27 protein-coding genes are annotated in these 23,889 nt (G+C 63.7%); 13 read left to right on the forward strand and 14 right to left on the reverse strand.

The window, feature by feature from the left end:
• Window positions 1-23 precede the first annotated feature (23 nt).
• The 5 genes from J3S28_RS25820 (at window position 24) to J3S28_RS25840 (ending at window position 4,392) form a co-directional block, all read left to right on the forward strand.
• On the forward strand, window positions 24-842 hold the full coding sequence (locus tag J3S28_RS25820) for an NAD(P)-dependent oxidoreductase (protein WP_207843865.1): 819 nt from the start codon (window positions 24-26) through the stop codon (window positions 840-842).
• 34 nt (window positions 843-876) lie between these two features.
• On the forward strand, window positions 877-1,692 hold the full coding sequence (locus J3S28_RS25825) for an NAD(P)-dependent oxidoreductase (RefSeq protein WP_207843866.1): 816 nt from the start codon (window positions 877-879) through the stop codon (window positions 1,690-1,692).
• Window positions 1,693-1,699: 7 nt separating this feature from the next.
• Complete coding sequence (locus tag J3S28_RS25830) at window positions 1,700-2,602, forward strand: LLM class F420-dependent oxidoreductase (RefSeq protein ID WP_207843823.1); 903 nt, start codon at window positions 1,700-1,702, stop codon at window positions 2,600-2,602.
• 21 nt (window positions 2,603-2,623) lie between these two features.
• Complete coding sequence (locus J3S28_RS25835) at window positions 2,624-3,493, forward strand: SDR family NAD(P)-dependent oxidoreductase (RefSeq protein WP_207843824.1); 870 nt, start codon at window positions 2,624-2,626, stop codon at window positions 3,491-3,493.
• A gap of 137 nt (window positions 3,494-3,630) precedes the next feature.
• Entirely contained in the window at window positions 3,631-4,392 is a 762-nt protein-coding gene (locus J3S28_RS25840) for an SDR family NAD(P)-dependent oxidoreductase (RefSeq protein ID WP_207843825.1), read from the forward strand.
• A 25-nt stretch (window positions 4,393-4,417) separates the two neighbouring features.
• Here the strand turns inward: J3S28_RS25840 and J3S28_RS25845 are convergent, their stop codons facing one another.
• The 4 genes from J3S28_RS25845 to J3S28_RS25860 are packed head-to-tail and all read right to left on the reverse strand — an operon-like array spanning window position 4,418 to window position 9,561.
• On the reverse strand, window positions 4,418-5,836 hold the full coding sequence (locus tag J3S28_RS25845) for an aldehyde dehydrogenase family protein (protein ID WP_207843826.1): 1,419 nt from the start codon (window positions 5,834-5,836) through the stop codon (window positions 4,418-4,420).
• Between the two features lie 16 nt (window positions 5,837-5,852).
• Complete coding sequence (locus tag J3S28_RS25850) at window positions 5,853-6,848, reverse strand: aldo/keto reductase (protein WP_237342120.1); 996 nt, start codon at window positions 6,846-6,848, stop codon at window positions 5,853-5,855.
• Window positions 6,841-8,256 (reverse strand): acyl-CoA reductase, encoded by a 1,416-nt coding sequence (locus J3S28_RS25855; protein ID WP_207843827.1) that lies wholly within the window; start codon window positions 8,254-8,256, stop codon window positions 6,841-6,843. The genes J3S28_RS25850 and J3S28_RS25855 overlap by 8 nt, the downstream gene beginning before the upstream one ends.
• Before the next feature lie 9 nt (window positions 8,257-8,265).
• Entirely contained in the window at window positions 8,266-9,561 is a 1,296-nt protein-coding gene (locus J3S28_RS25860; RefSeq protein ID WP_207843828.1) for a hypothetical protein, read from the reverse strand.
• A gap of 108 nt (window positions 9,562-9,669) precedes the next feature.
• Here J3S28_RS25860 and J3S28_RS25865 point away from each other — a divergent pair, with 108 nt between their 5' ends.
• Window positions 9,670-10,341, forward strand: a complete 672-nt coding sequence (locus J3S28_RS25865) for a TetR/AcrR family transcriptional regulator (protein WP_307797435.1) — start codon at window positions 9,670-9,672, stop codon at window positions 10,339-10,341.
• Here J3S28_RS25865 and J3S28_RS25870 read toward each other — a convergent pair.
• Genes J3S28_RS25870 through J3S28_RS25885 form a run of 4 tightly spaced genes read right to left on the reverse strand, consistent with a single transcriptional unit; the run spans window position 10,283 to window position 12,648 of the window.
• Window positions 10,283-10,969: a TetR/AcrR family transcriptional regulator gene (locus tag J3S28_RS25870; protein WP_207843830.1), complete on the reverse strand. Its 687-nt coding sequence runs from the start codon at window positions 10,967-10,969 to the stop codon at window positions 10,283-10,285. The two genes, J3S28_RS25865 and J3S28_RS25870, sit on opposite strands and share 59 nt — an antisense overlap.
• 9 nt (window positions 10,970-10,978) lie before the next feature.
• Window positions 10,979-11,311, reverse strand: coding sequence for a hypothetical protein (locus J3S28_RS25875; protein WP_207843831.1), 333 nt, complete (start codon window positions 11,309-11,311; stop codon window positions 10,979-10,981).
• Between the two features lie 27 nt (window positions 11,312-11,338).
• The gene (locus tag J3S28_RS25880) at window positions 11,339-12,163 is read right to left on the reverse strand and encodes an SDR family oxidoreductase (RefSeq protein WP_207843832.1); all 825 of its coding nucleotides are present in this window, start codon (window positions 12,161-12,163) and stop codon (window positions 11,339-11,341) included.
• Window positions 12,160-12,648 carry a VOC family protein gene (locus J3S28_RS25885; protein WP_237342121.1) on the reverse strand — a complete coding sequence of 163 codons (489 nt, stop codon included), beginning with the start codon at window positions 12,646-12,648 and terminating at the stop codon, window positions 12,160-12,162. Before J3S28_RS25885 ends, J3S28_RS25880 begins: the two co-directional genes overlap by 4 nt.
• Before the next feature lie 67 nt (window positions 12,649-12,715).
• Here J3S28_RS25885 and J3S28_RS25890 point away from each other — a divergent pair, with 67 nt between their 5' ends.
• The 5 genes from J3S28_RS25890 to J3S28_RS25910 are packed head-to-tail and all read left to right on the forward strand — an operon-like array spanning window position 12,716 to window position 17,534.
• A complete protein-coding gene (locus J3S28_RS25890; RefSeq protein WP_207843833.1) occupies window positions 12,716-14,017 on the forward strand; it encodes an acyl-CoA dehydrogenase family protein in 1,302 nt (433 codons plus the stop codon).
• A gap of 26 nt (window positions 14,018-14,043) precedes the next feature.
• Window positions 14,044-15,033 (forward strand): phosphotransferase family protein, encoded by a 990-nt coding sequence (locus J3S28_RS25895; RefSeq protein ID WP_207843869.1) that lies wholly within the window; start codon window positions 14,044-14,046, stop codon window positions 15,031-15,033.
• Window positions 15,030-15,800 carry an enoyl-CoA hydratase-related protein gene (locus tag J3S28_RS25900; RefSeq protein ID WP_207843834.1) on the forward strand — a complete coding sequence of 257 codons (771 nt, stop codon included), beginning with the start codon at window positions 15,030-15,032 and terminating at the stop codon, window positions 15,798-15,800. Before J3S28_RS25895 ends, J3S28_RS25900 begins: the two co-directional genes overlap by 4 nt.
• A gap of 7 nt (window positions 15,801-15,807) precedes the next feature.
• Window positions 15,808-16,788: an NADPH:quinone oxidoreductase family protein gene (locus J3S28_RS25905; protein ID WP_207843835.1), complete on the forward strand. Its 981-nt coding sequence runs from the start codon at window positions 15,808-15,810 to the stop codon at window positions 16,786-16,788.
• Window positions 16,785-17,534 (forward strand): SDR family NAD(P)-dependent oxidoreductase, encoded by a 750-nt coding sequence (locus J3S28_RS25910; protein WP_207843836.1) that lies wholly within the window; start codon window positions 16,785-16,787, stop codon window positions 17,532-17,534. Before J3S28_RS25905 ends, J3S28_RS25910 begins: the two co-directional genes overlap by 4 nt.
• Before the next feature lie 15 nt (window positions 17,535-17,549).
• On the opposite strand, the gene J3S28_RS25915 is transcribed toward J3S28_RS25910, so the two are convergent.
• Complete coding sequence (locus J3S28_RS25915; protein WP_207843837.1) at window positions 17,550-18,113, reverse strand: nuclear transport factor 2 family protein; 564 nt, start codon at window positions 18,111-18,113, stop codon at window positions 17,550-17,552.
• Between the two features lie 148 nt (window positions 18,114-18,261).
• On the opposite strand from J3S28_RS25915, the gene J3S28_RS25920 reads away from it, so the two are divergent.
• Window positions 18,262-18,876, forward strand: coding sequence for a TetR/AcrR family transcriptional regulator (locus J3S28_RS25920; RefSeq protein WP_207843838.1), 615 nt, complete (start codon window positions 18,262-18,264; stop codon window positions 18,874-18,876).
• Window positions 18,877-18,880: 4 nt separating this feature from the next.
• Here the strand turns inward: J3S28_RS25920 and J3S28_RS25925 are convergent, their stop codons facing one another.
• On the reverse strand, window positions 18,881-19,804 hold the full coding sequence (locus J3S28_RS25925) for a TIGR03564 family F420-dependent LLM class oxidoreductase (RefSeq protein ID WP_207843839.1): 924 nt from the start codon (window positions 19,802-19,804) through the stop codon (window positions 18,881-18,883).
• Window positions 19,805-19,989: 185 nt separating this feature from the next.
• Here J3S28_RS25925 and J3S28_RS25930 point away from each other — a divergent pair, with 185 nt between their 5' ends.
• On the forward strand, window positions 19,990-20,823 hold the full coding sequence (locus J3S28_RS25930) for a TauD/TfdA dioxygenase family protein (RefSeq protein ID WP_207843840.1): 834 nt from the start codon (window positions 19,990-19,992) through the stop codon (window positions 20,821-20,823).
• Window positions 20,824-20,830: 7 nt separating this feature from the next.
• Here the strand turns inward: J3S28_RS25930 and J3S28_RS25935 are convergent, their stop codons facing one another.
• From J3S28_RS25935 to J3S28_RS25950, 4 genes are all read right to left on the reverse strand, one after another.
• Window positions 20,831-21,445: a hypothetical protein gene (locus J3S28_RS25935; RefSeq protein WP_237342122.1), complete on the reverse strand. Its 615-nt coding sequence runs from the start codon at window positions 21,443-21,445 to the stop codon at window positions 20,831-20,833.
• 97 nt (window positions 21,446-21,542) lie between these two features.
• Complete coding sequence (locus tag J3S28_RS25940) at window positions 21,543-22,046, reverse strand: hypothetical protein (protein WP_207843841.1); 504 nt, start codon at window positions 22,044-22,046, stop codon at window positions 21,543-21,545.
• Complete coding sequence (locus tag J3S28_RS25945; protein WP_207843842.1) at window positions 22,043-22,648, reverse strand: TetR/AcrR family transcriptional regulator; 606 nt, start codon at window positions 22,646-22,648, stop codon at window positions 22,043-22,045. The genes J3S28_RS25940 and J3S28_RS25945 overlap by 4 nt, the downstream gene beginning before the upstream one ends.
• 92 nt (window positions 22,649-22,740) lie before the next feature.
• On the reverse strand, window positions 22,741-23,889 hold the full coding sequence (locus J3S28_RS25950) for an acyl-CoA dehydrogenase family protein (RefSeq protein ID WP_207843843.1): 1,149 nt from the start codon (window positions 23,887-23,889) through the stop codon (window positions 22,741-22,743).

A 23,889-nucleotide genomic window follows, 5' to 3' on the forward strand; every position in this document is an offset into this window, starting at 1 on the left:
CAAACCCAGTTGGGAGCACGCTGATGCGAATCGGATTCATCGGTCTCGGTAGTCAGGGCGGGCCCATGGCACGCCGGATCATCGATGCCGGATACGAGACGACACTGTGGGCGCGCAGACACAGTTCACTGTTGCCCTACGTGAAGACGCCGGCAAAGGTCGTCGGAACACTCGCCGAGCTGGGTGCAGCCAGCGACCTGGTGTGCATATGCGTGGTCGACGACGCAGGTGTCCGCGAAGTGATCACGGGCGAAGACGGCGTGCTGCAGGGTATGCGTGAAGGCGGTGTGATCGCGATCCACAGCACCGTGCACCCGGACACCTGTCGCGATCTCTCCACCGAAGCCGCACGCCGCGGGGTCTCGATCGTCGACGCACCCGTCAGCGGCGGTGGCCCCGGCGCGGCCGCCGGCACCCTTCTCGTGATGGTGGGTGGTGACGCGAAGGTGGTCGAGCGCTGCCGACCCGTTTTCGCCACCTATGCCGATCCCGTTGTCCACCTTGGTGGGCTCGGTTCGGGAGAGGTGGCAAAGTTGCTGAACAATCTGCTGTTCACCGCGAACTTGGCGACCGCGGCGAGTACCTTACGACTCGGTGAATCACTCGGCGTCGATCCGGCCAGGCTCGGCGAGGTCATCACACATGGGACCTCGAACAGCTTCGCGCTCGGCCGAGTGGTGTCTGCGGGCGGCACACTGGATCGCATTGCCGCCCATGCCGGCGGACTGTTACGCAAAGACGTCGGCCTGGTGGCCGACCTGGCCGAAGCAGTCGGCACTGAGGCCGGCATCGTCCTCGACGCGGCTGACGCGACGTTGGCCATGATGGACCACGCGCGATGAACGCACTTCGCACCGCACAAGAACTGGAATCATGATGCAGGTCGGATTCGTCGGCACCGGTCGGATGGGCCTACCGATGGTGCGCCGGTTGATCTCCGGGGGGCACCGGGTTCGAGCACTGGCGCGCTCCGCCGAGAGTCGGGACCGACTCACCTCGGAAGGCGCCGAAGCCGTCACCGACATCAGCGAGGTCGGTCTGGATTCCGACGTCGTCATCGTCTGCGTCTTCACCGACGAACAGGTACTCGAGGTCTGCCTCAAGGGTCCGCTCATAGCCGCAATGCGCCCTGGTGCAGCACTTGTCATCCATACCACCGGAAGTCCGGCCACAGCTGGACAGATCGCTTGCCGCGCAAAGCCATTCGGAGTTCGGGTTGTCGATGCGCCGGTCAGCGGCGGCCCACACAACATCGCGGTGGGCGAGCTCACGCTGTTCGCCGGTGGTGATCCCGCGGCCATCGAGCAGGTCCGACCCGCGCTGCAGTGCTATGGCGACCGCATCCTGCCTGTCGGAGCGCTCGGCAACGGGCAGCGGGTGAAACTCGTCAACAACGCCCTGTTCGCCGCCCAGATCGGTCTGCTGCGCGAAGGAGTACGTCTCGGCGCCGAACTCGGCATCGACGAGACCACCCTGCTCGGCGCCCTGCCCTATGCCAGCTCCAACAGCCGGGTCCTCACCGGTGTTGCGGCCCGCGGATCGGTGACAGAGTTCAGCGCCGCGGTCGGAGAGTTCGTCGACAAAGACGTGGCTGTCGTACGCGCCGTCGCAACCGAACTCGGCGGGGAACTCGGTCTCATCGACGACATGATCGGGCCGCGAGCGGGCGTCAGCATACAGTCCCGAGAATGAGGTGACCATGCGCTACATCTATCACTACCCGGAGACCACCGGACCCGACGGCGACCTGTTTGCCGCGGGACCCCTCAAGGACGTGGCGATCAGTGTCGAGCGTGCGGGTTTCGACGCGTTCTCCCTCAGTGAACACCCGGCCCCAGGATCGAAGTGGCTTGCCACCGGTGGACATCAGACGATGGATCCCTTTGTGGCACTGAGTTTCGTGGCAGCTGCCACCGAGCGACTCAAGCTGTTGACCTACCTGGCTGTTGCGCCCTACCGAAACCCCCTGCTCCTCGCCAAGGCCGCCTCCACCCTCGACACACTTTCCGGCGGCCGCTTGATCCTGGGACTGGGAACCGGCTACCAGAAAAGCGAGTTCTTCGCTCTCGGTATCGACATCGAGGAACGCAACGTCTTGTTCGACGAAGCCCTCGATGTCCTACCGCTGCACTGGAGCGGCGAGGCCTTCAGCTACCAGGGCAAACACTTCAGCGCCCGGGACGTGATGGCGCGACCACGCCCGCCACAAACGCCGATCCCGATCTGGATCGGCGGCAATTCGAAGCTCACCCGTCGACGCGTGGCTCGGCGAGCGCAGGGTTGGATGCCGATGTCCGGTGGAGCCCAACTGAGTTCCACCGCGCGTACGCCCGCGCTCGGTTCGAGTTCAGAGCTGGGCGACAAAATCGCCAGGCTGCGCGAAGCGGCCACGTCCGCCGGACGAACCGAACCGATCGACGTGCTGTACTCGTACCAGGCAGATGGACTTTCGACTCCCGCCGCCGACGCCGACAGGCATCGTGAGGCGTTCGACCACCTCGAAAAGGCCGGCGTCACCTGGGTTGTGGTGTCCAGCGGAACAAACGAGTACTCGGCAACGACCGATTTCATCGACGCCTTCGGTTCGACCTACCTGGTATGACAACACAACAGAGGCTGATCAGTGGGATGGTTCGAAGAACGTAGTGGCCTGGGCGAGGCCGTCGCAGTGATCACCGGTGGCGCAGGCGGACTCGGCGAAGCAATCGTCTTGGACCTGGCCGCCAACGGCGTCCGGTCCGCAGTGGTCGACGCCGATGTCGAGGCTGTGGAGACACTGCGCCGGACGCTCACCGAACGTGGGCATGATGCGATCGTCCACCATGGCGACGCGCGCGACCCCGACGTGTTGCAGGAGCTCTTCACCGCGGCTGACGATCGTTGGGGACGACTGGACATCCTCGTCAACATCGTCGGCGGCACCTTCCGCTCCGACTTCGTCGACACCACACCCAAGGGCTGGGACGCACTTCTGCGCACCAACTTCAGCCATGTCCTACAGACCTGTGCACTGGCGATACCGCGAATGCGGGCCGGTGACCGAGGCGGCAGCATCATCAACATCACCACCATCGAGGCCCACCGTGCGGCACCGGGTTTCGCCGTGTACAGCGCCGCAAAAGCAGCCGTCGAGCAGTTCTCCCGGACACTGGCCGTAGAGATCGCCCCCGACGGCATCCGGATCAACAATGTCGCACCCGATTTCGTACCGACGCCCAACCTCACCAAGTTCGGGGCCGGGGACACCCCTGCGATGGCGACACCGGCCGGTGCGCGCATCGCCATTCCCATGGGGCGGGTCGGGCACGTTTCCGACGTGTCGAACGCGGTGGTGTTTCTCGCGTCCGGACTGTCGACCTACATCACCGGGACCACCCTGCACCCGGATGGCGGCACGCTGGCCTCCTCTGGCTGGTTCAACTGGCCCGACCACGGGTGGGCCAACTACGCGCCCAACTCTGCACTTGCGCAGTTCGATTCTCACCCCGACTGACGACCCAGCAGTACGAGCCACGTCGTCTCTACAGGGTCTCCATCGATCCCCGGCCAGAATGCTATTCTGACACTTGAGATCGACATTCTGAGGTTGCGCCGGCAACCCATCAACCACCTGAGAACGAGGACACCGAGATGGACGGTTTAGCGGACAAAGTGGTTCTGATCGCAGGAGGTGCAACCGGCCTCGGTGCCAACTCCGCACACAGGCTTGCGCGCGAGGGAGCCGCAGTCGTGGTCGGCGATCTGGACGGGGAAGGTGCGCAGCGCACCGCCGCTGCCATCGTCGCCGCCGGGGGCCGAGCCGTGGGCGCACAATTCGACATCTCAGACGACACTTCGGTCCGTGCGCTGATCGCTGTCACCGTCGACACCTACGGCGGAATGGATGCGGTCCACGTCAACGCGGGAGACATGGGCTCGCTGCGAAAGGACACCAACGTGGTCGACATCGATCTTGCGATCTGGGACCGCACCATCGCCGTCAACCTCCGCGGGCACATGCTGGTCACCCGCCACAGCATTCCAGTCCTACTGGCGCGCGGCGGTGGCTCAATCGTCTACACCTCGTCGATCGCATCATTCACCGGGGAGCCCCGACGACCCGCGTACGCCGTCACCAAGGCCGGGATCAACGCACTCGCCCGCCACGTCGCTTCAGGGTGGGGTAAGGACGGCATCCGCGCAAACGCCATCACGCCCGGATTGATTTTGACCGATGAGATCAAGCAAGGTGCCGACCCGAAGATGTTGCAGGGCATGCTCCGCGGGACCCGCAGTACCCGCCTCGGCGAGGCCCGCGACATCTCGGGGATGGTTGCCTACCTGATGTCCGACGACGGCGCCTGGATCAACGGGCAGGTCGTGAACGTCGATGGCGGCACGGTCCTGCGTTGACGGTGTGCGCGTCAGTGGAGAATCGTCAGAGTTTGATGGTCACGCATTTGACCTGACTGTAGTGATGCAGTGCCTCCGAGCCCTTTTCGCGACCGTAACCACTGTTCTTCCATCCCCCGAACGGCGTCTGGACCGATGCAGTGGACCAGGTGTTGACGAACACCTGGCCGACGCGCAGTCGGTCACTGATGGTGAGCGCGCGAGAAACATCTCGCGTCCACACGCCGGCGACGAGGCCGTAGTCCGACTCGTTCGCCAACGCGACCGCCTCGGCATCGTCGGCAAACGGGATCACCACCACCACCGGCCCGAAAACTTCCTCGCGCGCTATCCGCGCCGAGTTGTCGATGCTGGTGTAAATGGTGGGATCGATATAGAAACCACCGGTCTCCTCCGCCAACTCCGACACAGTCCCGCCGGTCTCGGTGTGCGCACCATCCGCCTCGGCCACCTTGAAATACTCTTGTACGCGGGCGAATTGGTCCCGGGTGATCAGAGGCCCGATGTCCTCGCCGACCCGGACTGATGCCGCCCGCTCGACGAGTTTGGCGACCACTTCATCGTGGATCGAACGGTGCACGAGTAGCCGGGTGCCCGCCGAGCAGACCTGGCCCGCGTTGGCGGTGAAAGCCTGCACGGCACCGGCGACCGCTGCATCGACGTCCGCGTCGGCGAAGATGATGTTCGCCGACTTGCCACCCAGTTCCAAGGTCAGCGGGATGATTCGCTCCGCTGCGATCTTGCCGATGGCACGCCCTGTGGGCACCGATCCGGTGAAGGCGACCTTCGCGACGTCCGGATGCTCGACGAGCGCCGCACCGACTTCGGCACCGGTGCCGAGGACCACGTTGAAGACCCCGGGCCCAAAGCCGACTTCTGTGGCCAACTGCGCGAGTCGGATCGTGGTCGACGATGTGTACTCGGACGGCTTGACCACCACTGTGTTACCTGCGGCCAGCGCCGGCGCACAGGCCCTGGCTGCCTGGTTGAGAGGGACATTCCAGGGCGTGATGACACCGACGACACCAAACGGCTCACGTCGGGTGTACACGTGTTGATCGGGTGCCACGTCCAAGGTGTCGCCGACCGGCATCCCGATGAGGCCACCGTAGAAGTCGAAATACGTAGCCGAACCCTCAATCTCACCCAGCGCGACCGATTCTGGTTTGCCTGTTTCGCTGATCTCCAGTAGCGCGAGGTGCTGCGCGTCCGCGCGCATGGCCCGAGCGAGATCGGAGAAGAGTCGAGCGCGCGCCAGCCCGGGGACCTGCCGCCACGGTTCGGTCGCATCCGATGCCGCGGCAACCGCTGCGGCGATGTCGACGGAATCGCCACTGGCGATGCGACGCACCGTGACTCCGGACGCGGGATTTGTGACACCGAGATAGTCGCCTCTCGATGGCGCGGCCGAGGAACCGCCAATCCAATGATCTAGTTGTTCCAACGTCTCAGGTGCCCTTCTAGGTGCTCGGCGTGAACATCGCACGCCGCTTGTTGAGGAAATCGTGTGGATACCCAAGCCGCACCCGGGACGCCGTCTCCAGCCGCTCGAGGTGCGTGTGGTCGAGTCGGACGCCCAGCGCACCCAGATTGTCCCGCAATTGGGCGACGGTACGGGCACCGATCGACGGCATAAGCCCTTGGCTGCTCACCCACGCGAGAGCCACTCGCGCCGGTGTGGTGTCCAGTTCTGCGGCAATGTCTCCGACCGCCGCGACCGCACGCTGAGCGGAGGAAGACAACTTGACCGGCCCAGAATCCGAATGCTTACCGGCCAAGAGTCCGCGCGCCAGAGGACTCCACGCACAGACTGCGATCCCGAGATCCCGGGCCATCGGCAAGAGTTCGCGATCAGGAGTCCTTGCTATCAGCGAATACTCCACCTGCATGGCGCAGAACGAGGTCCAGCCACGTAACTCGGCGATGGCGTCGGAACGCGACACCACCCACGCCGGTGTATTGGTCACCCCGATCGACAGCACCTTGCCCGCACGCACCAGGTCATCGAGCGAGCGCAACGTCTCCTCGGTGGGTGTGCACTGGTCCCAGGCATGGACCCACAACAGGTCGATGTAGTCGGTGCCCAAGCGTCGCAAGCTCGTCTCCACACTGCGCCGCAGACTCTTTCGGTGGCCACCACCGGAGTTGGGGTCGCCCTTCTCGGTCGGCAACGTGTACTTGGTACTCAGTACTACATTGTCCCGCTCCGACGTGACAAACCTGCCGACCATTTCCTCGCTGACACCGTTGGTGTAGACGTTCGCGGTGTCGACGAAGTTGCCGCCCCACTCGCGATAGATGTCGTAAATCTCCCGACACGCCGCCTCCTCGGCACCGAACCCCCAATCGGTACCGAATGTCATTGCGCCCAGACATAGTTCACTGACCCGCAGCCCGGACTTGCCGAGTATGCGTATCGGCATCACGCCACTTCCGCCGTCCTTGGGTTCAGGCATCGTCGTCCACCACCCAGTTGACGAAACGATGCAATGGATACATTCCGTCATGAGGGCTGCCCATGCTGCCGGTCATGGCACTGCCGAGTCTGACCACCCGTTGAACACCCGCGGTCGCCAGGTCATCACGGATCTCCGCCTTGCGATGCGTCGGATAGACGCCGACGGTCTGGGTGGCCACCGTCGCCAGCGACGCGGCGTCACGCATCGCGGCGACCGGGATCACGTTGACCGTCTTGTTCGTTGGATGGAAATCGACCATCTCCGGTGACCGCACCACGAGTCCGCGCCCGTCGAAGCTGCCCCACACCCGGTACTCGGGCTCCAGGAACCGCATACCCTCAACAGCTTCTCGGATGTCGGACGCCGGCTTCGGGCCGACCGCCGATGTGAAGTCGCGATCGACGCCCATCCTCTCCACGAGCAGGCCACAGAATCGATCGACCTGTTCGATGTCCCCCTCCACACAGATGTGACGCGCAGCCAGACACGCATCCTGGTTGAAGATGGTGACGTCTTTGGCAGCGAGCTCGGCGACCTCGCGCAACGTCTCGTCGGACTCGAACGCCTCCCGGCCGATGACTGACATCGACACCTTTGGGTCGAACGAGATCAGCTGAAATCCGGGCCCCGCGTACTTTGCCGCGTTCTCGATGGCGGCGCCGCCGCCCCAGGCGACGAGTTTGTCGAAATACTGCGAACGGTAGAGGATGTTCTCCACCTTCTCGTCTCCACCACGCCAATACACCGCCGACATCGACTGCAACACAGGGTGGTTCGGCGCGATATCAGCCATGGTCCGCAGCACCGCCACGGTCGTGAACGGGTCTGCTGACGGCATCTTGAAGACGTTGACCGCCTTGGTGAGTGCCGCGTCCGCGATCGACGTCATCGCGGCGCTCGGCGAATTGCCTGCCAGCATGTGAACGAGCCGTGGCGGGAATGCACGAATGCGGCTGACCCTGCCATTCGGGTCGGTGCGTTCAACCCAGCCGTCGAGGACGTCGACGTCGCCGAAGGTCTTCTCGAGGCGGTACTCGAGCGCCTCTCTGGTCAGGAACTGTCCTGGACGTGCGAAGGTGTTCTCGATGATCCGGCGGGGCAACGCACTGACCTGAAGAGTCATCTCGAGCGACTCCTGGAGATACCCGTTCTTCTCCAAGGTCAGATGAGCGGCCGTCTCGACCAGGAAGTCGATGATGTCGGAAACGGGAACGTCGAAGGCCGGCCCCTGTTGAATCCGGGGTACGAACAAGTCGTTGAACTCGATCTTCGGCGTGACGAACGGGACGCCGAAATCGCGAGAGAGGTATTCGTTGGCCTCACCCCAGATCAGCTTGCCTCGCACGAAGTGTGGTACTCGGATCTTCGTCGTGGTTGTTTCTGCGATGGATTCGGTCACTGTCATGATGGGTCCTCAATCCTCGATGAATCCGCGGACGTATGCGTCCATGGTTCCGGCACAGGTGATCTTGTCGTCGTCCTTCAGGTCCGAGTAGCGCGAGATCTGGTCGAAGACCGTGGTTCCGGGGCGGCCACATGGGCACCCCCCGAGGTCCGCCAGGATCTTGTCTCCGCAAATCGTTCCGCCCCAACGGCCGTCAACCGTGGTGTCGAAGAAGCCCGCACGCCCCTCGACCATTCCGTCCGATACCGGTGCGAGCGTCTCGCCGTTTTTGTCGAGGACGAGCAGAACCACCTCCGCCGGAACGTGATACCGACCCACCAGGCATTTCGGCAAACGTAGATTCAGTTCCTGCATCGAGTAGTAGTGCAAGAACCGGCTCGGATCGATGTTGAGTATGCGGTAGATCTTGGACTGGTAGTCGTCCGGCAGCGACGTGCCCTTCAGGCCACCACCAGTTGTCAGGGCGTTGTCCCCGGTGAGGTCGCCCTCCGCGACGCCCATTTCCCGAAGTATCTCGGCGAGCCGGTAGAGGTTCGGGAATTGTGAACTGAAGAAGAATCGTTCGGAGCGGCGCTCGCGGATCCGCTCCGCGAAATAATGGAGCCGCTCTTCGTTCTGCTGCTGCCGGCCGGCGGCCTCGGCCTCGAACTGCGCGACCTCGTCAGGTGCCGCGGTGCCGTCGGCCATGGCACGTCTCATGGCTTGCAAACGGGACATGTAGCGGTGGTGCCCGCCCGGCGCGCTGGTCGGCGGCAATTCGATGCTGTCGGGACTCCGATAGGAAGCCGCGAGCATCTCGCGCATGGCGATGTGCGAACTGAGCGTGGTCTCGGGACCCACCGGGATGAAATTCCACTTGTTTTCCGGTGGGAGTCCCAGTTCGGCAAGGCAATCAAGCATGTTCTGCGACGACGTGTCGCGGTCGGACTGCGTCTTGTTCAAGAACGAACCCTTGCCACTGGTCCCACTCGAACTCGAGACCATGTGACCGGCTGCCTCGAGCCTGTCAATCCAACCGTCGACATCTTCCACACCGCTGACGTCGACATCGACGACCCGGTGGGTCGACAGGGAGTCGAGCCAGCGATTCATCTGTGCCCACTTGCCCTTGGCGATGAGCGACTCGGGATAACTCTTGTACGTCGTATGAGGGAAGAGCAGAGGCACCAAGTCCTCTCGGGAACGGATCTTTGTGATGCCTTCCCCCTCAGCGCGCTGTGCCAACACGGGCACCTGGGCACGGCGCTCCTGGAACCGCGCGTCCCCAACCTCGATGAGATCGCGCTGGTCGGTTGTCACTGACATCGGTTCCTCCAGATGAAGAGATGATCGGGATCGGGATCGGTCGATGAAATTAACCATACCCATCGGTAAAGTTTTTTGTCCAGCTCGGTGATGGCAGACTTGGCGTCCGTGACATCGACCAATCCGAAGAGCGCACCGGACGCCGCCGCCCGCGGACGCGGCGGCCGTCCGACGAAGGCGCAGGCCTCGGCACTGGACCGCACCATCAGCGAATGCGCTCTCCGGCTGTTCCTCGAGCACGGCTACGAGGGCACGTCCATGAACGCGATCGCGGCAGCCGCCCACACCACGAAACCTTCGTTGTACGCCCGCTTCCCGACAAAGGAAGATGTCTTCCGTTCAGTGATCGGATGGGCGTTGGCGCGCAGCGACTGGCCGTCGCCGGAGCCGCCTCCACCGGACCCTGAAAACCTGGAGAAGGCACTGCGCGCCATCGCGCACGCTGCGGTCAGGCGTTCGATGAACCCCTCGGTGATCAAGCTCGAGCAGATTGCCATCTCCCATGCGGCGCGCTATCCCGACATCGCCCGGCGCACCTACGGAACAGGTTTCTGGCCGCGGAAACAGATGGTGGTCGACCTGCTGGTGCAACATGCGGCCACAGGCTCGATCGTCGCCGAGTCCCCCGAGACGCTTGCCGAGTTGTTTCTGGGCATGGTCGGCGCACAGTCCCGACTCGCATCATTCGGCATCGTTCGTGACACCGATGATCAGGAACGACTCACCGACGCCGCGGTGCAGCTCTTCCTGCGGAGCCTGCGACCTGGTCGGCCGGGGTGATCATCCGTAGACAGAACGCGCTGATGTGCTCGATCTCAGCCTGATTCGGCTCCGCGCGCTGCCACAGGTAGTCGGTCAACTTTCCCAGAGTGGCGTGGGCGGCGAGCGATGCGTCGAAGTCCGGATCTGCACTCCCCAATTGTGCGAACGGCTCCACGAGGAGTGACGCCATCGGGCCGGTGGCCGACAGCGAACCGCTCGCGGAGTCCTCGCCGAGACTGCCGGCGTTCCAGGACACCGCACGGGTGATTTCCGCGGTGTCACCCGCCGCCTGGGCCAAGACACCCTCGACCCACCGTCTGACCTTGCCTTCTGCGGTGGACTCCTTGCTCATCTGATGCTCGACGTAGGCGCGCAGACGCGTCGTGCCGTCTTCGATCAACGCCGCGACCAAAGCGTCTTTGGACGAGAAGTGGCGATAGAACGCTTCGTTGGACAGTCCCGCGGCTGCCACGATGTCGGAGACCCTGGGCCGGGACGTGGTGCCCCGGGTCCGGATCACCTCCAGTGCGGCATCGAGTAGCCGCCGAACCTCTGTGGCGTAGTTGGCGCCGCGTTTGGCCAGACTCCGCTGCGCGATCCGGCTCGCCAGATCGTCAGCAGTACCGTCAGTCGATCGCTCTGTCACAGTGCAAGGCTAATGCGCATCGCCGGGTTCACACTCGGTGGTCACCTCCAACAGCCTGATGGCCGGCGGCGGATCCATCTGCAGTGCGTCCGACATGTTCAGCGCGCCCGACTGCGCTGCTGACCGCAACAGGTCGAGAGCGGTGGTCAGGTCGTCGCACTCGATCTCGTACAGCGCAATATGGGGCCCGTCGTCGCCCACCGGCCGCAGTCGCCGCGCGGAGACGAAGGCTTCGAGCGCAACGACCTCCGGCAGATGTACCTCGTCGTACCAACTGTTGTACTCCCGTACACGTTCCGGAGAGCTCGGATGGGATTCCACCAACAGAATTCCTCGTGCCATTGTCGTTCCCTTCAACTTGATCGAGAGTTATTGAGCTCGGCCTACCGCGGCGCAGACCCCGCCGTCGACAAGCAGGTCCACACCACTGAGGAAGCTTGCTTCATCCGACAGCACGAAGGCCGCCACTGCGGCCACCTCCTCCGCCCGGCCGAGGCGACCGACCGGGGTCTGCTCCACCCACGCGCCCATACGAGGATTGTCGGCAGCCTCCTGGCGGCCTTGCGGAGTATCGATGAGGCCTGGTGACACCGAGCAGATTCGGCCACCCAGTGGCCCGAGGCGGACGGCTTCGCGCCGGACGAACTGCTTGACTCCGAGTTTTGCGATCGCGTACGCGGCACCGGGGTGTTCGATCCCCGCCCCGACACTCTCGTGGATGCGTTCGAAGAAGTGCTCACTCAGGGGATCATCGAGGATGGCTGCGGTCGCGGCACCGACCTGGACACCGCCGATCACCGGGGCCATCGACGCGAATGCGACCCATGCCGTGCCCGGCACCGTGAGCGGTCGTAGTGCGGCAGCGATTCGCGCAGTACCGATCAGGTCGACGGCGAAGATTGTTTTCCAATCGGCCATCGTCGGGGAGATCCCCGCGACATGGGCCACCGCCCGCAGCGAGCCCGACTCACCCACCCGGGTCGCCAAGCGATCAAGACCGTCCACATCGGTGATGTCGAGAACATACGGGTGCACCATAGCGTCCCCGCGCTCCGACAACTCTGCGGCCGCGGCGGTCGCTGTCGTCTCGTCACGGTCGACGAGAAGCAGGGTGTCCACCATCGAGGTGATCCGGCGGGCACATTCGAGGCCCATGCCACGACCCGCGCCGGTGACGACGCCGACGGTGCTCACGACTGCGCCGCCCAGCACGGTTGCATCATCGGTTCGGCCGCGCGGGTGACGAGCTCCATCCGAATACCGTTGTTGCCGCGCAGGAAGGCGAAGAACGGTGCGCCGCCGGCACTTCGGGTTGCCTCGACGGCGTAGCCGTTGCGCATCAGTTCATCGGTGTCCGCGCCGACGTCATCAGACCAGTAACCCAGATGATGGACGCCCGAGCCCGCAACTGGCTGCCAGAACGTGCCCGGGATCGTGTTGACGACTTCGAGCCGGGGCGTACTGATCGAGTAGGAACACGCGAACTCCAGCGTCACCTCTCCCGACGGCAAGGTCACCGCCGTCGGGCCGCCGATCGTCGGGCCCCACTCGTACCCGAGCAGCGACGTCAGCTGCTCACGTGTCGCGCTCGGATCGTCCGACACGATCCCAACATGGAAGAGGTCTTCAGCATTCACCGTCGTCGCCCACGCTTTCGTCTGATCACGGTCGAGAATCATCTTCAGACTATCCAGAACTATGTTCTGTATGCGCAGAATGCTATTCTGAGTCAAACAAGGAGGCGTCATGGCATGGGATTTCGAGACCGACCCGGAGTATCAGGCGAAACTGGACTGGGCTGATGCGTTTGTCCGCGATGAGGTGGAGCCACTCGACCATGCGTGGCCACATCTGCAGTTCGTACCCCTCGACGGAGGTCGTCGCAACGCGATCGATCCGCTCAAAGACCAAGTCCGCCAACAAAAACTGTGGGCCACACATCTCGGTCCCGACCTCGGCGGTCAGGGTTACGGCCAGCTTCAGTTGGCCCTGCTCAACGAGATTCTCGGGCGGTCATCCTGGGCGCCGATCGTATTCGGCTGCCAAGCACCCGACACCGGCAACGCCGAGATCATCGCCCACTACGGCACCCCCGAGCAGAAGAAGCAGTACCTCCAGCCACTGCTCGACGGCGAATGCTTCTCGAGCTACTCGATGACCGAGCCGCAGGCCGGGGCCGACCCCACACAGTTCACGACCAGCGCCGTCCGAGACGGTGACCACTGGATCATCAATGGCTACAAGTACTTCTCGTCCAACGCGAAGACAGCCTCGTTCCTGATCGTCATGGTGGTGACCAATCCCGACGTGAGCGCCTACAAGGGCATGTCGATGTTCCTGGTCCCGACGAACACACCCGGCGTGATCATCGAACGCAACGTCGGGCTCTTCGGGGAACCGATGGATGGGGGCACGCACGCCCTCATCCACTACGACAATGTCCGGGTCCCCGACAGCGCACTGCTCGGCGGTGAGGGCCAGGCCTTCGCAGTCGCCCAAACCCGACTCGGCGGTGGACGCATTCATCACGCCATGCGGACGATCGGCATGGCACAAAAGGCGGTCGACATGATGTGTGAGCGGGTACTGAGCCGTGAGACCGCGGGCAGCCGACTCGCGGACAAACAGTTCATCCAGGGTTTCATCGCCGACTCGTACGCTCAATTGACCCAGTTCCGGCTGTTCGTGCTCAACACCGCCTGGAAGATCGACAAGTACAACGATTACAAGAAGGTCCGCAAAGACATCGCCACGGCGAAAGTCATCATGCCGACCGTCTTGCATGACATCGCCTGGCGCGCAATGCAAGTTCATGGAGCGTTGGGTGTCACGAACGAGATGCCGTTCTTGACGATGGTTCATGGTGCCGCCGTGATGGGGCTCGCAGACGGTCCTACCGAGGTCCACAAGGTCACCGTGGCCAAGCAGGTCTTGCGCGACTACAAAGCCACTGACGACCTCTGGCCCACCGAGTGGATTCCCAGGAAAGAAGCGGCCGCAAGGGCCAAATACGCCGAATACCTCGAACTGGAAGTGGGGAACCTGTGATCGACACCGCCAAACTCGCCGCCTGGATGGACGAAGCCGACCTACCGGGAAAGGGTGAGCCTCTCGACGCACGTTTCCTTTCCGGCGGAACTCAGAACGAGATCTACGAGATCGTCCGTGGGGAGAGCACTTGCGTGATCAGGCTGCCACCGGCAGCGGCACCGGCAACCCGCGATGAGGGGATCATGCGCGAGTGGCGGATCATCGAGGCTCTCGACGGTACGGACGTGCCGCACACCAAGGCGATCGCCGCCTGCTCCGACACGTCCGTGCTCGGAAGATCGTTCTATCTCATGGGATTCGTCGACGGCTGGTCGCCGATGAACAACAAGCAGTGGCGCGAACCGTTCACGAGCGATCCGGAATTGCGAAAAGGTTTGGCCTATCAGCTCGCCGAAGGCATCGCACTGCTCTCGAAGGTCGACTGGCAAGCGAAGGGTCTGCAGGATCTCGGCCGCCCGGACGGGTTTCACGAGCGCCAGGTGAGCCGCTGGACCCGGTTCTTTGACCGGGTGAAGGGTCGAGACCTGGAGGGGATGGACGAGGCCACCGCGTGGCTCAATGCGCACAAGCCACTCGACTTCATCCCGGGTCTCATGCACGGGGACTATCAGTTCGCGAACGTCATGTTCAAGGACGGTGCGCCGGCGCAACTCGACGCCATCGTCGACTGGGAGATGGGCACCGTCGGTGACCCGAAATTGGATCTGGCCTGGATGGTGCAGGGGTGGCCCGAGGACACGAATGCACCGGAGGCCGCCACCTCGAGCTATGTGGACCTACAGGGGATGCCGTCGAGAGAACAGATGATCGATCACTACTCAGAGGTCTCGGGACGTCAGGTCGACGACCTCGACTATTACCTGGTGCTCGCCAAATGGAAACTCGCCATTGTTCTCGAACAGGGCTTCCAACGTGCCGGTGACAATCATCAACTCCAGTCGTACGGTCCGCTCGTGCCACGGTTGATGAAAGAAGCCGCCGACTTCGCAGAATCGAGTGATTACGCATCATGACCACAGGAACCCAAGAAGTCGAACTGGTCCAGGAACGACGCGGACCGATCACAATTTTGCGCCTGAACCGTCCGGACGCCCGAAATGCGCTCAATGTCAGTTTGATTCAGGGTATCGGTGCGGCAGCGCTCGAGGCCGAATCAGATCCGGAGATCCGGGCGATCGTTCTCACCGGTACCGGCGATCGCGCCTTCTGCGCCGGAATGGATCTGCGCGCGTTCGCCGACGGTGGCGACTTCTATTCCGAAGGCTTCGAAAGGCTCACTGAAGGACAACTGTCCATTCCTGTCATCGGCGCCGCCAACGGCACGGCGATCGGCGGTGGACTCGAACTCCTCCTCGGCTGCGACGTGATCGTGTCCTCGACGCAGGCGAAGTTCGGCCTGCCTGAGTGCAAGCGCGGCATGTTCCCCGGCGGTGGTGGCACGAACATCGGGACCCGCATCCCGCTGGGCGTCGCCCTGGAGATGACTCTCACCGGAGACTTCATCACCGCGGAGCGGGCCTATGACATTGGTCTGGTCAATGCCCTGGCGGCCCCGGACGCGGTACTCGAGACCGCCATCGGCTACGCCGAGCGAATCGCCGCCAACGCGCCGCTGAGCCTCGCCGCATGCAAGGACCTGGTCCGACTCGCGGTGTCCAACAGCGAGAGTGTCCCGGAACGTCTCGGACAGTGGCGGACCACCGTCTTCTCCAGCAGCGACGCGAAAGAGGGCGCAATGGCGTTCATCGAGAAGCGAAGCCCGAACTGGCAGGGTCGGTAGCTCCCTCGTGCGCGCGATTGTCTGCTCGAGTTATGGTGCACCAGAATCTCTGCGGATCGAGGATCTGCCGTCGACCCCGTTGAAGAAGGGCGAGATTCGGGTCGCCGTGGTCGCGGCCGCGGCCAACTTTCCCGACGTGTTGCTGATCGCAGGTGACTATCAGATCAAGGTCCCACCTCCGTTCGTGCCCGGCAGCGAGTTCGCCGGCGTGATCACCGAGGTCTCATCCGACGTCGACGGGCGCTTGATCGGCACCCGGGTCACGGGAACCGGACTCATCGGAGCTTTCGCGGAGGAGATCGTGGTCCGCGCCGACAAGGTGAGCTCGATCGCGGACGGCGTCGACGAACGCATCGCCGCTGCCTTCGGGGTGGCCCATCGCACGGCCTACCACTCACTGCGGTCGGTCGCCCGCGTCGGCTCCGGCGATCGACTCATCGTTCTCGGCGCCGGTGGCGGTGTGGGCCTGGCCGCCGTCCAACTCGGCGTCCTGCTCGGGGCCGAGGTCACTGCGGTCGCATCGTCATCGGACAAGCTGGCGGTCGCCCAGCGTTACGGCGCGGCCCACCTCATCAATCATCGCGAGTCAGATGTGCGGACAGCGCTGCGCGCCGTTCTGCCCGACGGTGCCGATGCGGTGATCGATCCCGTGGGCGGCAAGCTCTCGGAGCCGGCCCTTCGTTCACTGGCCAGAGGCGGACGATTCGTCACCATCGGGTACGCATCCGGAGAGATCCCGGCCATCCCCCTGAATCTGGTTCTTGTCAAAGGAATCCACATCGCCGGCTTCCAGTTCCAGGATGTGCCGCCAGAAGAGTTTACCCGCAACGAATCCGAGCTCACCGACCTACTCGTGAAGCAACGAGTCGTCCCTCATGTCGGAGCGTCCTACGCACTGCACGACACCGCGAAAGCCCTTCGGCTGGTCGCTGACGGGCACGCGGTCGGCAAGGTCCTGATCGAGATCAACCGAGGGGAATCGACATGACAACACTCGAGGGCAAAGTCGCTTTCGTCGCCGGCGCGAGCCGCGGCATCGGAGCGGCGATCGCAAGGGCACTCGCGGAATCCGGTGCGGCCGTTGCCGTCGCCGCCCGAAGCGAGAAGGAAGGCAGGGTGCCCGGGACCATCGGTTCTGTGGCCGGCCGAATCGTCGACAGCGGTGGGCGTGCCGTCGCGGTGCCGTGCGACGTGACCGACGAAGAATCGGTCGACGCCGCGATCGCGACGACCGTCGAAGAGTTCGGCGGGCTCGATATCGTCGTCGCCAATGCCGGGGTGCTCTGGCTGGGCCCCATCGACACAACACCTCTCAAACGGTGGCAGCTGTGCCTCGACGTGAACCTGACCGGAGTTTTTCTGGTGACGAAGGCAGCGATCCCGCACCTGCGAGCACGCGGAGGCGGTTCGCTGATCGCGGTGACCACCACCGGCGTCGACATGATCGACCGGGGGTCGAACGCCTACTGGGTGTCGAAGTCCGCGGTCGAACGGCTTTACCTCGGTCTCGCGAGCGACCTGTCGACCGACAACATCGCGGTGAACTGCCTTAGCCCGTCACGGATTGTGCTCACCGAAGGCTGGGCGGCCGCCGGTGGCGGACAGAAGATTCCACCGGAGGCAATCGAACCGCCCGAGACGATGGGCAGGGCAGCCGCGCTGCTCGCAGTGCAGGACGCCTCCGGCATCACCGGCACTGTCCAACGATCGGAAATCTTGGTTCCCAGGGTTTGAACCGATGCCGTACGGTCACCAACGAGCAGGCGCGGGTACGTCCAGGGTGAGCGGCCGCTCGTAGGACAAGTCGGTGCGATCACGGGTACCCACCTGGTAGCCCTTCTTCGTGAAGAAGGGTGACTTCAGGACGCGAGCGTCGCCGACGAACATGGCCTCCACCGTCGATCGGCGAAGCACGATGCGCCACTGATCATCCCGCCGTTCGAGACGGTCCAGGTACCGACCGCTGATGAACTGCGCGGTGGTTCCGTCGGTGCCGATCAGGACGACGATGACATAGCTCTCGGCATGTGCCGTGTCACCCTCTATGTGACACGAATGCGTGGTGATGTTGTGGGTGTGGACCACCGATGTCGACGCGTGAGCCGAGTTCGCCCACTCACCGTATTCGGGACCGATATTGGTGGCATACCCGTGCTCATCGATTGCATCCTCGTGATACGCCGCAGTGATGAGGTCAATGTCATGCCGGTCGCAGCCCCTGGCGTGGCGGGCGACGCAATCGAGGATGGCCACGCGATCCTTGAGGTAGCGGACATCTTCGAACAGGGTCTGCAACCTGGTCTCTGAACTCATCTCGTTCTCCTTGCCGCGGCGCCGAGTCGCCGACGGGATCGAACCGGGAACGGCCGCAAGATGTTCGAGCGGCCAAATACCACTATACAGTCGTATAGCATCCGTGGGGTGCGAAAATACCTTCAATCGACTGAGTGGGGTATTGGACATGGCACCATCGACACGGCGTGTAGGAGCGCAGACGTCGAAGACCAGGGACGCGATTCTCGACTGCGTGGAGAAGCTCATGATCAGGGAGGGCTACCCCAGCGTCACCTATCGAGTGCTCGCCGCAGAAGCCGGCGTGACCCCGAGCCTGGTTCAGTACTACTTCCCCACCCTGGACGCCATCTTCGTCTCGGCGCTGCAACGACGGACCGCCGAGAACGTGCAGCGTCTGCGCGACGCACTCGCGAACCGTCCGGACGAGATCCTGCACGTGATGTGGGAGTTCAGCCGGCGAGAGGCAACCGGAGCCCTGGTGACCGAGTTCATGGCGCTGGGCAACCACCGCAAGACGGTCGGCGTGGAGATCGCTCGGGTCACCGAGGAAATTCGTCAGGTACAAATCGAGGCCCTACGCGCACACGAGAGTGCGTCGACAGCGGTGGAGAAGTCGCTGTCGGCGGGCGCGCTGGTCGCACTGATCTCCGGTGTACCAAAGATGCTGAGCCTCGAGAAGGGCGTCGGGATCACCACCGCGCACGACGACGTGGTGTCGGCATTCGAGTCGTACATCGACACGGTGGAACCGCTGAAACCGAAGGCACGGCGCACAGACTGAGCAGTCAGGCGTCGGTGGAAGCCAGTTCACGAAGAAGCGCCCTGGTACGTCCGGCGGATGCACGCGGGTCGGGTCCGACAGGCGTCACCGCCGCCCAGACGTCTGTGGCGCCGGCATCGAGCAGGCCTTGCAGCTGCACCCGCACCGATTCCTCGTTTCCGAAAATGGCGACGTCTTCCGGGTGGGCCGCTCCGCCGGCGCCGATGATTCTTTGGTAGTTGGGCATTCCGGCGTAGACCCCGGACGTCGCCGCGACCGCGGCACGCGCCTCGTCGACGTCGTCATGAACCGCAACCGGCAACCCGGCGACGATCCGGGGTTCAGGCCGTCCCGCCGCTGCGGCGGCAGCACGGATCGCGGGCGCGATGCGCGATTCGATCACTTGTGCCGATGCCATCCACAACACGGTTCCGTCCGCCAACTCCCCTGCCACACGCAACATCCGAGGGGACATCGCCGACAGCAGTACAGGCACCCGGTGCACCACGGAGACCATCCGACCTGCGCTCGCGACCCTCCACTCCCGGCCTTGCATGGCCACGTCCTCACCACGCAACAGCGCCGTGATGATCTCGACGTACTCCTCTGTGTTGAGACCGGGTCGCTCGTAGGACAGCCCGTAGACGTCTTCGACAAGCGAACCGTGAGAGGGGCCCAAGCCCACGGTGATCCCGGGGCGGCCCATGGCCTCGGCGACAGCGGCCACCCGGTTGGCCTGCAACAGCGGATGGCACGGATACGTCTGCAGGACAGCCGTGCCCAGCTCGATGGTGGACGTCTCACGACCCGCGACCGTGAGGGCGGCCAATGGGTCACCGGCGACCGAACTCGCATACCAGAGCGACGAGAATCCGTCCGCCTCGGCGCGTTGCGCCTGCTTCACGATCTTGTCAGTGGACGAGGCCCCGCCGGTCAATCCAATTCTCATGATGCATCCCTCTTCGCCGGAGCTATCGGACATCGCGCCGATCTTGCCGGACTGATCCCGATCGCGTTCTCGGCCAGATCTTTCGACCAATTGATTCACTTCATTGCTGTACGAGTGTATGGTTCATTTCACATGCTATACGACTGTATGGCAAGTGCCGCGCTCGTATCGCCGAAGGAGCACCGATGTTCGACGCAGTCACCCCGATCACCCCGGCCATTGGAATCGAGGTCACCGGAGTTTCGGGCGAATCCCTTGCAAATCCCGATGCCGCCGCGTGGTGTCGAACCGCACTGGACGACCACGGGGTCGTGCTGTTCCGCGAGTGCCACATCGGCGATGACGCGCTGGTGTCACTCAGTCGTCTGCTCGGCGACGTGGTGATCGCCCCTGTCGGAGGCCAAAAGAATCATCCCGAGATCTCGACCATCAGTCTCGACCCTGCCAAAACCGTTCTTGCCGCCTACAATTCGGGAACGTTTCATTGGCACATCGACGGCGCCACCGACGCCATCCCACAAAAGGCCACACTGCTGACAGCGCTCGAGGTATCGGCCGAGGGTGGCGATACGGAGTTCGCGAACACCTACGCGGCGTACGAAGCCCTCTCCGCCGACGAGAAGGCCGAGATCGAGGGGCTGGAGGTCGTACACAGCTTCGCCACGGCTCAGCGTCTCGCGAACCCCGACCCCACCGAGAAGCAGAAGGCCGCATGGGCCCGCGTCCCCAGTCGAATCCATCCACTCGTGTGGACACGGCGGAACGGCCGCAGATCGCTGCTCATCGGAGCCACTGCGGGCGAAGTAGTCGGCAAGTCCGCATCCGAAGGACGTGCACCTCTCGACCGCCTCCTCGAATGGTCCACCGGGCCCCAGTTCGCCCTGCGTCAGCATTGGCGCCGAGGTGACCTGGTCCTCTGGGACAACACCGGCATGCTCCACAGGGCAATCCCGTACACCCCCAGCTCACCCCGGCTCATGCACCGCACCACCCTCCTCGGGGAGGAGGTCGTGGCCTGACATCTGGTCAAAGATGTTGCAGCACTCCGTCACCGACTACCGACAGGTCGCTCGACCGGAACCGCTCGGTAACGGTGACCTCTCCGCTCGCGGTGGGAGCCGCGGCGGCGAGGGCCTGCGCCTTGAACATCCGTGCAGCGTTACTGAGCTGATGTTCGAGCGGGGACAGCCGACGATCGATCGACGTCACGCCCGACCGGCCCCACATCATGATGTCCGTGGCGCCACGTTCCAGGGCGCGTTCAACACCTTCTTCCAACCGCGGATCGTTCTCGCAGAGTTCGCCGGCCACCACCACCGCATGCGGCCAGGGCGTGTGGTCGCTGGAGGTCAGAGCGGCCCGAAGATCAGGTGCGAGTGCGGATTCGAGGTCGAGAACCCTTGCTCCCAGTATTTCCAGGGGCCTGGGGTCCGAGTCATCGGCGACGAGCGTGGTGACTGACCAGCCCGCCATCATCCGGTCGAAGAGAAGGCCACCGGCATGTGCGATGACCGCCTTCGTCGTCGGGCCGAGTACCGCCAACCTGTATCGAAGGTGACGCGCCTGTGCGCGGCGGCGTTCACCGTTGATGCGACGAATCGCGTCGCGCTGACTCTCGGACAAATCGGTCTTTTCGGGCATCAGGGGTCCGTTCATACTGTGATGTCGAAATGATTGACCCCCTTGGCGTGTCCACTCCCCCGAGGCACACACGGTTCGGCCTACTGGCCACCGTCACTCAGGCGGGAACCAGATCCGCCCGCCCGTACTCCGCGCACGTCAGCAGCTGCCCACTCCGGTACGTTTCGACTCGCTCCACGTGGGTGGGTGCCGCAGCGGCAGCCAGCGCGTGGGCCTTGAACGCGCGAGCCGCGTGGCTCAGCCGGTGCTGCACCACATCGATTCGCTGATCTATGTCGGTGGGGGTGTCGCCCCACAACGTCAACTCGGTCTCTCCCCGGTCGAGATTCTCCACGAATCCGTCGCGAATCCGGGTGTCGCGCTCGAAGAGGTCAGCGGCGACCGCGACGGCCTGGGGGTGGATTCCGCGCCCCTGCCATTCGAGTCCGGATGCAAGATCAACCGTCTCGGCGCCGAGGATCTGCAGTGGGCGAAGGTTCGAGTAGTCCTCGAGCAGGACGACGACATCCCATCCGGCCATGACGCGGTCGAACAGCAGGCCGCCCGTGTGGCGCACCGCATCGAGCATCGACGACGCAACGATGACCAGGCGATATCTCACGAAGCCTTCGTCGGAGCGAAGTCCCTCGCCAGCGAATTGCTGTACTCCCTGAACACTTCGGTCAGTGGAATCGTTCGATCGAGCAGCCATGAGGTTTCCATCCCATTCAAAAAGGCGACGATTTCGACGGCCCGTAGGTCCGGGTCGAGGTCGGTTCGGTACCTGCCGTCCTGCTGACCGCGCCGGATACCGGCGGCGACGGTACTGATTGCTGCGCGGTGCCTGGAGACCAGGCGGTCGTGCAGCGGTGCATCCGGTTCCAGGTTCTCGATCTGCAAGACCGCAAATGTGCCGATCAGTTCGGGCGAACGCTCGAACCTCTCGGCGACTCCGACGATCTCCTCCAAGAGATCACCGGACCGGTTGGCATGCGACAAGTCGTCGGCGTCGCGCATCTCGAGTACGGCGTGTAGAAGCTGTGCCTTGGACTCGAAATGATGGAGTAAACCGGCGGAGCTGACGCCGGCTTCCTTGGCGATCTGCGACAACGTCGTGTTTCGCCACCCGTTGCGTGCCAGCAACCGCTGAGCCACATCCAGGATCAGGCGTTTACGTTCCTCGCCTTTGACCAGAAGCGTCTCGTACGGCCGATCGCGCGCCACGTGTCTCCTTCACTCACCAACCAACTGAGCACATAGTAGGTTGGTTTTGCAAATGTGACAACCGTCTCTTTAGCGATTGGGCGCGCCTTCGGTCACAACCCTAGCGATTTCGCGATGATCACCTTCATGACTTCGCTCGTACCTGCATAGATGCGGGCAACACGGGCATCGGTGTAGAGCCGGGCGATGGGGTATTCGGCCATATAGCCGTAACCACCGAAGAGCTGAAGGCAGCGATCAACCACCCGGGCCTGGACCTCGGTGCAGAACAACTTCACCCGGGCGGCGTCCGAACCGGACAATTCGCCGTCGACCAGATCCAGCACCGCGCGGTCGATCATCGTCTGTCCGGCCTCGATCTCCGCCGACATCGCGGCGAGTTCGAACTTCGTGTTCTGGAACGAGGCGACGGGTTTTCCGAAGGCCTTTCGTTCCTTCACGTACTCGATCGTTGTCGTGACGGCCGCCCGGGCCTGGGCGATCGAACCAACCGCCACGGTCATCCGTTCCTGCGGCAGGTTGTTACCGAGGTAGCTGAAGGCCTGGCCTTCCTCACCGAGGAGGTTGGCTCTGGGGACTCGTACGTTGTCGAAGGACAACTCGACCGTGTCCTGGACCTTGCAGCCCATCTTGTCGAGCACGCGGCCACGTTCGAATCCGGCCATGCCGTTCTCGACGACCAGCAGGGAGAGACCGGCGCGCCGGTTCTCAGGATCGGTTGACGTACGCGCCACGACGATCACCAGGTCCGCGAGCAGGCCACCGGTGATGAAGGTCTTTGCGCCGTTGAGCACGTACTCGTCACCGTCGCGCACGGCGGTCGATGCCACCCCTGCGAGATCGGAACCGGTGCCGGGTTCGGTCATCGCGATGGCCGAGAGCAGGGTGCCATTCGCGAGTCCCGAGAACCAGCGCTCACGTTGTTCCTCATTGGCGTACTCGAGAAAGTACGGGAGGATCACGTCGAGCTGAGTACGGACGGTGGCCAGCGTGACGAGCGCGCGTGCCGCCTCCTCCTGCAGGATGACGTTGTAGCGATAGTCGCGCAGGCCCGCGCCACCGAACTCCTCCGGGATGGCGATGCCGAGCAAGCCGAGCTCGCCGAGCTGGGCAAAGATCTCGCGGGGCATCTGACCGGCCTTCTCCCAGGCGGCGTATTCGGGAACGATCCGCTTCTCGATGAAGTCGCGGGCCAACTTGCGGAACGCCTCGTGGTCGGCGGTGAACACATCTCTACGCAT

The organism is Williamsia soli (genome assembly GCF_017377795.1).
GTDB lineage: Bacteria > Actinomycetota > Actinomycetes > Mycobacteriales > Mycobacteriaceae > Williamsia > Williamsia soli.